This window comes from uncultured Tateyamaria sp., assembly GCF_947497045.1.
Taxonomy (GTDB): Bacteria; Pseudomonadota; Alphaproteobacteria; order Rhodobacterales; family Rhodobacteraceae; genus Tateyamaria.
On record NZ_CANMEU010000005.1, the window covers coordinates 226541 to 232856 of the forward strand.

Annotated in this window: 8 protein-coding genes; 5 read left to right on the forward strand and 3 right to left on the reverse strand. The window is 56.1% G+C overall.

The window, feature by feature from the left end; genetic code table 11:
* Positions 1–2 precede the first annotated feature (2 nt).
* The 3 genes from Q0859_RS12990 to Q0859_RS13000 form a co-directional block, all read right to left on the reverse strand.
* Complete coding sequence (locus Q0859_RS12990) at positions 3–983, reverse strand: TRAP transporter substrate-binding protein (RefSeq protein WP_299151820.1); 981 nt, start codon at positions 981–983, stop codon at positions 3–5.
* Positions 984–1149: 166 nt separating this feature from the next.
* Positions 1150–1665 (reverse strand): redoxin domain-containing protein, encoded by a 516-nt coding sequence (locus Q0859_RS12995; RefSeq protein WP_299151822.1) that lies wholly within the window; start codon positions 1663–1665, stop codon positions 1150–1152.
* Positions 1666–1696: 31 nt separating this feature from the next.
* Positions 1697–2398 (reverse strand): GntR family transcriptional regulator, encoded by a 702-nt coding sequence (locus Q0859_RS13000; protein ID WP_299151824.1) that lies wholly within the window; start codon positions 2396–2398, stop codon positions 1697–1699.
* 148 nt (positions 2399–2546) lie between these two features.
* On the opposite strand from Q0859_RS13000, the gene Q0859_RS13005 reads away from it, so the two are divergent.
* The 5 genes from Q0859_RS13005 (at position 2547) to Q0859_RS13025 (ending at position 6313) form a co-directional block, all read left to right on the forward strand.
* Positions 2547–3290 carry a glucose 1-dehydrogenase gene (locus Q0859_RS13005; RefSeq protein ID WP_299151826.1) on the forward strand — a complete coding sequence of 248 codons (744 nt, stop codon included), beginning with the start codon at positions 2547–2549 and terminating at the stop codon, positions 3288–3290.
* A 21-nt stretch (positions 3291–3311) separates the two neighbouring features.
* Positions 3312–3623 (forward strand): cupin domain-containing protein, encoded by a 312-nt coding sequence (locus Q0859_RS13010; RefSeq protein WP_299151827.1) that lies wholly within the window; start codon positions 3312–3314, stop codon positions 3621–3623.
* A 248-nt stretch (positions 3624–3871) separates the two neighbouring features.
* The gene (locus Q0859_RS13015; protein WP_299151828.1) at positions 3872–4429 is read left to right on the forward strand and encodes a toxin-activating lysine-acyltransferase; all 558 of its coding nucleotides are present in this window, start codon (positions 3872–3874) and stop codon (positions 4427–4429) included.
* Between the two features lie 59 nt (positions 4430–4488).
* Positions 4489–5241 carry a hypothetical protein gene (locus Q0859_RS13020; protein WP_299151830.1) on the forward strand — a complete coding sequence of 251 codons (753 nt, stop codon included), beginning with the start codon at positions 4489–4491 and terminating at the stop codon, positions 5239–5241.
* A gap of 16 nt (positions 5242–5257) precedes the next feature.
* Entirely contained in the window at positions 5258–6313 is a 1056-nt protein-coding gene (locus Q0859_RS13025; protein ID WP_299151832.1) for a hypothetical protein, read from the forward strand.
* Positions 6314–6316: the final 3 nt, after the last annotated feature.

Below are 6316 nucleotides of genomic sequence, written 5' to 3' on the forward strand. Positions count from 1 at the left end.
CCTTAGTCGGTGGTCTGGATCAACTCGACCAGCGGACGCAGATCGGGGTTGGTTTCGAAATACGCCTCATAGACGGGGGCCATCGCCTCCTGAAATGGGGTTTTGTCCGCGATCTCGTTCACGACCACGCCTGCATCTTCGACGGCTTTGCGGCTGACTGCCTCACGTTCGGCCCACAAGTCGCGCTGCATAAGGGCGGATTCCTGTGCGGCCTCGGTCACGGCGGCCTGCATCTCAGGAGAGAGGGCGTTGAAGGTGTCGGTGTTGATGCAGATGCACTCGGGGATGATCAGGTGCTGGGACAGTGAATAATACCCCGCAACCTCGAAGTGGCCGGTGGATTCGTAAGAGGGCCAGTTGTTTTCGGCCCCATCCACAACGCCGGTCTTGAGGGCCTGATAGACCTCGGCAAAGGCCATGGGCGAGGGGTTGCCGCCCAGTTCGGCGATCATGCCGGTGAACAGGTCGTTGTTCATTACGCGCACCTTCATGCCCACGACATCAGCAGGCGTGTTGATCGGCTTTTCCCCGTTGTAAAAAGACCGCGCGCCAGCGTCATACCATGCCAGTGGCAGCAGGCCCTTTTCGGCCATCCCTGCGGCGATGGCCTGTCCGCCCTCGCTGTCGAGCACGCGGAACATGTGCGGCACATCCTTAAAGACGAAGGGCAGCGAGACCACGTTGGCCGATGCCGCGATGGGTCCGATGGGGCCCAGGTTGAAATTGCCGACTTCAAGCCCGCCAAGGCGCACCTGTTCGACCGCATCGGGCTGACTGCCAAGCGTGCCGCCATGGAACATCTGCAAGGTGATTTCGCCGTCGGTCTTTTCAGACAGCAACTCGGCAAAACGGTCCATCGCGACAGTGTTTGGGTATCCGTCAACGTGGATGTTCCAGCCGCGCCAGTTGTCAGCACTCGCAACGCCGCCGATGAGGGTCAGCGCGACGGCCCCGACCAGTGATTTGGTGATTTTGTTGAACATGGTGTCCTCCCTATTTTGTTTTGAACGCTGCGACTCCACCAGACTGCGCCGCACCCTGTCTGGGTGTCTTTGGCGCGCGTCCTTCGCGGATGGTGTCCCATTTATTCAAATCTAAGGAAGACTAGTATACCAGATTTGTCAACTGTGAATGCGCACGACCCCCGACCTAGGCGGTGCCACGGACGGGTCGGTTGTTGTCGATGTTAAAGGTCATGCCGTCCAGTAGTTCCGCCAGATCGGGGCGCGCGGCGGGGCCGTTGGAGATGTCGACCAGCATCAACGTACCCTCGGGCGTGATGCCGAAGGCCCCCGGTTCGGCAAAGCGCGCATCAGTCTCTGCCTCTGACAGCGGGTCCGAGACATAGAGGCCAAGCGCGCGCATCTGCGCCTCGCTCAGTCCCCAACACAAATCAAAATTCCAGCCGAACTCGGCCCTGTCGGCCTGCGCCTTTTCCATCGTATCGGCAGAGACGACCACGACATCCATCTTTGCTGTCCAAGCGGGCAACGCATCGTTCAGTTTGTTTAGGAACCGTTTGCAACGGGGGCAATGCCGCCCGCGATAGACGAACAGCATGGTCCAGCGATCCTTGGGCTGCCCAAGGGTGATCATTGCGCCGGTTGTGTCGCTGAACTGCATCTTGCCAAGCGGGCCGCCGACATCTGGTCTGGGATGGGTCATGTGCGGTCCTTTTCGGGTGGCGGTGCCGTGGTCAGTGGCCAGGCAGCTGTTCGGTTTCAAAATAGTTGGCGTTGGTGATCGAGATCTGTTTGATCGTGTCGTCCAGCCGGGACAGATGGCGCATGCCACAGGCAATGGCGCGCTTGGCGTCATGGTCCTTGATGGCCTCCGCGATCTCCCGGTGATCGGCGACAAGGTCAGGCATCCGATCCCCTTTTGACAGGCTCAGGATACACAAACGGTCGACCTTCGACTTTTCGGCCATGATCACGTCAAAGGCGAAATCGACCCTGGCGATTTTGCACAGGGTCTTGTGAAAGGCGTAGTCAAGCGTGCCGAACGTATCCACGTCGCTGTCGCGAATGGCGCGGTCCTGTGCGGCAAGGGCGGCATCCAGTTCGGCGGCCCCCACGGTATCGCATTCCTCGGCCGCGCGGCGCAGCACGTCGCGTTCGATGGCGGCGCGCACAAAGCGGGATTTGGCGATTTCGCGCGATGAAAAGCGTTTCACTTCGGTGGCGCGCTGCGGGCGGATCAACAGCAGATCAAGGGTGGCCAATCGGCTGAACGCGTCGCGCACGGGCTGGCGTGATACCCCGAACTGTGCGGCAATGTCCGCCTCTGAAATCTTGTCACCGGGGCGCAACCGCAAGCTCAGGATTTCTTGATGCAGATGGTCAAAGATATCATCGACACTCGTGCGTCGCTCGCCAAGTTGTGTTGCATGCACCATTGCGCCGTCTCCATCGTGCGTCTGATCTGCACCGTCCTAGCGAAACTCTGGTCGGAACAAAACCAGTCTGTGGTCAGTAATAGATGGGACTGGTATACCAGTTAAGGGACTAGTATACCAGCGGGGGTTCAGCAGAAAGGGACGTCATATGAAACTTGCAGGTCAAACCGCGATTGTCACAGGCGGAGGGCGCGATATCGGCCTTGCGGCAGCTTTGAAGCTGGCCAGTGAAGGGGCCAATGTGGCGATCAACTACTTTTCCAGCAGCGCGGGTGCTGACGCTGCGGTGAGTGAAATCACCAAGGCCGGTGGCCGCGCCTTTGCCCTCAAAGGGGATCTGACCAAGCCCGAGGACGTCGACGCGCTGGTCTCGAGAACCGTTGCCGAATTTGGCGGGATCAATGTGCTGGTCAACAATGCAGGGGGTCTCGTCGCGCGCAAACCCATTGCCGAGATGCCGCTATCGCACTGGACCACGGTGATGGATCTGAATCTCACCAGCCTCTTTCTGATGACCAAGGCCTGCCTTGCGCATATGGACGAGGGGGCGATCGTTAATCTGGCCAGTCAGGCCGCGCGGGATGGGGGCGGGCCGGGCGCGGTTGCATATGCGACCTCGAAAGGGGCTGTGATGACCATGAGCCGCGCACTTGCCAAAGAGGTGGGGCCAAACATCCGCGTCAACGCGCTGTGCCCGGGCATGATTGATACCGATTTCCACAACATTCACACGCCTGATGCGGGACGGCGCGGATACGAGGCCGCGGCCCCACTGAAAAGACAAGGCACGACCGAGGATACCGCGAACCTGATCCTGTTTCTGGCCTGTGCCGATTCCGCCTTTGTGACGGGTGCCAATATCGACATCAATGGTGGCATGCTGTTTTCCTGACCGTTCCGAAAGGGTTCACATATGACCGATTTCCCTGTCATCCCCACCGGCGAAGATGTCACACGTCAGGTGTTGTCTGACCATCCCGACCTGATGGTCGTCGTCTTTCGCTTTGCCAGCGCAGGTGCAGAGGGTGCGTTGCACAATCACCCCCATGTGCAATCCACCTATGTGGAAAGCGGGCGCTTCCGCTTCACGCTTGGGGAGCGGCAACAGGAGGTTGGGCCGGGGGACAGTTTTGTCGTGCCATCCGAGATGACCCATGGCTGTGTCTGCCTTGAGCCGGGCACGCTGGTCGACTGCTTTACCCCGCGCCGGGACGATTTCCTGTAAGGCTCTACATCCACATCACGGGTGTTGAGATCGGCGCGAGCCGGGCAATCCGTACAGCATCGGGGCCCGGCATCTTGTTGATCATAGTGGGCGCAATGCGGAGCCGTCTTGGCTGGGCATGTCATGCCTTGCACAAGAGCACGCGGGCCGCGTTCCAAGTGAAAATAACTTTTACGAGAATGCGCCCTTGTTCTACCGCAGGTTTATAGGCAAGACTTCGCTCACGGAAACGTTAATGAGTTGTGAACATGACCAAACCTGATGCGGCCTCAACCTCGAATGCCAACGGATCTGCGGACCAGATCGACCCCGAGTTGGTCAAGAAACTAACTACTTTGCGCGCGCAGGTCCGAGAAGGGTTTGGCAAAGTCGTCATGTCAATGATGGCGCTGCCACGTTACCGCCACCAGTCCATTGCCGACCTTCAGCATCTGGTTCTTGAGCCATTGATTCGGGATCGTGTGGCAATTGCGTACCCGTCTGAGACAACCGAGGTTGCCTCGGACATCGCCGGACTTGCTATTTGGGCCAGCGTCTCAGACGAGGTCGACGCAAAAATCCGCGAACAGATCAAGGCAGGCGTGTTCCCGATCCGGCTGAAGGCCGAAGACTGGATCTCAGGCTCCAACAATTGGCTGCTCGACGTTATCGCGCCGGATCAGAAGACGACGGCGCGGGTGATTGCGAACTTCAAACAGGTGGTGAAAGAGGGTGACTTACGGCTGCATCCTATGATTGCACGTCTGGTGGATAAGGAGACGTTGGAGAAGATGGGTGGGACAGATCGTGAGCCCACGGTCAACTGATAGATGGGACACCAGGTTTGTTTTTTTCAACAACGATAAGGGTCTTTTCCATAGCCGCGATGTGCGTCGTTGCTTTTGCGGGATACCTATATATCCAAAACTACTGGAATGAACGGGAACTAGATCCGGTTGCACTGCAAGATGGAAAATTGCAATACCGTGTCATTCATGACGGCAAAGATCGCAAGCGAGGAACCGCAGATGATGTAGTTTGGGATGTTCCGCTGCCCGCCACCTTTGAAATTTGGCGAGCGTATGCAGACCATCGGCCGCACGACGAAGACTTTGAGTTCTTACACGCTGGCTTTGATCTGGGTTCAATCGGAATCCAGAGCGTTGGAGCGGAGTCAAACGTAAAACTTCGGTTTCTGCCGCATCGATTTGAACAAGGCGCACGCCCGTACAAACACCGGGCCACGTCGACTTTTCTAAGCGATTTTGACTACATCGAAAATATCTCTTGTCGGCTCGGCGAAGACTTGGGGAACGGTAGCTACGCGTTTCGAGAGCCTACTCAGGATGAAATAGTCGAGATGCGTACAGTCTACGGACCCGATGTCGATTTCATGGCCGGCAGTTGCCTGACGAAATCAGACAAGAGAACCCGAATTGGGTTTTTCAGGCAGGACAGCAATCCCGCAGGTTGGGGGTATTGCTATTTCGAAACAGGGCGTTGCTCATTTGATCTTTGGTATCCGATAGAACGGATCGTCGAAGTTGAGTTCGCGAGAAACAACCTTTCCCTATTGCCTGAAATGGATGAATTCATTTCCGAAATTGTGTCGGAAAGTTCTGCAGGATTGAACAAGTAATGAGAAGTGTTCGACAATGACTGTAAATTTTGACTCCCCGCCGAACCGTTGGCTAGCCGGCAGCTTTGACAGCATATTTTCCGCTATTGGACCCGGGCGTGCTGCCGAATTGGATGCTGGTATCGAATTGGTCGAACTTGCTCTGGATCGTCAGGAAGCCAGCTATCTAAAGCTGAACGAGCGCATGCAGCATGTCGCAAACGATGGGCGTTTGCTGGCGGGCGACCGAGAGGTTTTTCAGGAAGCTGCGGACAACGCTCTGGCGTTGTCAAAGAGTTTTGCGAGCATGAAACCGTTTGCCGTCGGGATTTACCTGAGTGGTTCAAGCAGTTTTCCAGGATGGGACTTTGCTGGCGGTCAACGCTTCGTAAATATCGAATTTGAAAATTTGTCCGAACAGGACCGGCAGTTCATTACAGATAATTACGCGGTTGATTTGTCGTTTGCTCAAGTCGACTCGGACGGCACAAAGCAAGTGTATGACCGTTTCCGTGAGGATATATTTTGGGGCGGCAAAGACGAGCAGTATCGAACGGCGGCAGATTTCACACGTTCACTTGCCAATGATAACGCGGAGTATACGACACCGCTGGAATTGGTCAGTGCAATAAGTACATTCATTGGCCCCGCCAAGCTGGCTGTTGGTCTGGTAAAAGCCATCGCCAAAGGTATTCCCGGGTTAATTGCATTCGTGAAAAAGAAGGTGATTGACGAAGTCGTTGACACTTTGTTCCCCATTCCCAAATCGTTGAACAGCTTAGTCACTGCTGCTGCCAAAGACTTCCTCGAAGATGCCTCGTTCCAGCAAGAACTCTTTGAAAATTTTATCGAGTCAACGGGCACCATTTTTGTCGATCTGGGGGATGACGCGCTTTACACCGTAGGCGCGCTGAAAAACACGTTCTATGTCATTGCCAAGCAGGGTGAGCAGACTTCACCCGTTGATTTGTCCTCATTGAACCTGACCGCGGCTGGCATTGAAAGTTTTGTCTATGTTGTGTCCGTCATCAAATGGTTTGAGACAGATGGCGGTTTGACTTTGAGGAGTCGTCGCTCATCTGGGCTTAGTTAAGCA

Excerpts from the sequence above, each read along its gene's own strand:
- Q0859_RS13005 (WP_299151826.1), top strand. The coding sequence starts at position 2,547 with ATGAAACTTGCAGGTCAAACCGCGATTGTCACAGGCGGAGGGCGCGAT.
- Q0859_RS12990 (WP_299151820.1), bottom strand. The coding sequence starts at position 983 with ATGTTCAACAAAATCACCAAATCACTGGTCGGGGCCGTCGCGCTGACC.
- Q0859_RS13020 (WP_299151830.1), top strand. The coding sequence starts at position 4,489 with ATGTGCGTCGTTGCTTTTGCGGGATACCTATATATCCAAAACTACTGG.
- Q0859_RS13015 (WP_299151828.1), top strand. The coding sequence starts at position 3,872 with ATGACCAAACCTGATGCGGCCTCAACCTCGAATGCCAACGGATCTGCG.
- Q0859_RS12995 (WP_299151822.1), bottom strand. The coding sequence starts at position 1,665 with ATGACCCATCCCAGACCAGATGTCGGCGGCCCGCTTGGCAAGATGCAG.
- Q0859_RS13025 (WP_299151832.1), top strand. The coding sequence starts at position 5,258 with ATGACTGTAAATTTTGACTCCCCGCCGAACCGTTGGCTAGCCGGCAGC.
- Q0859_RS13000 (WP_299151824.1), bottom strand. The coding sequence starts at position 2,398 with ATGGTGCATGCAACACAACTTGGCGAGCGACGCACGAGTGTCGATGAT.
- Q0859_RS13010 (WP_299151827.1), top strand. The coding sequence starts at position 3,312 with ATGACCGATTTCCCTGTCATCCCCACCGGCGAAGATGTCACACGTCAG.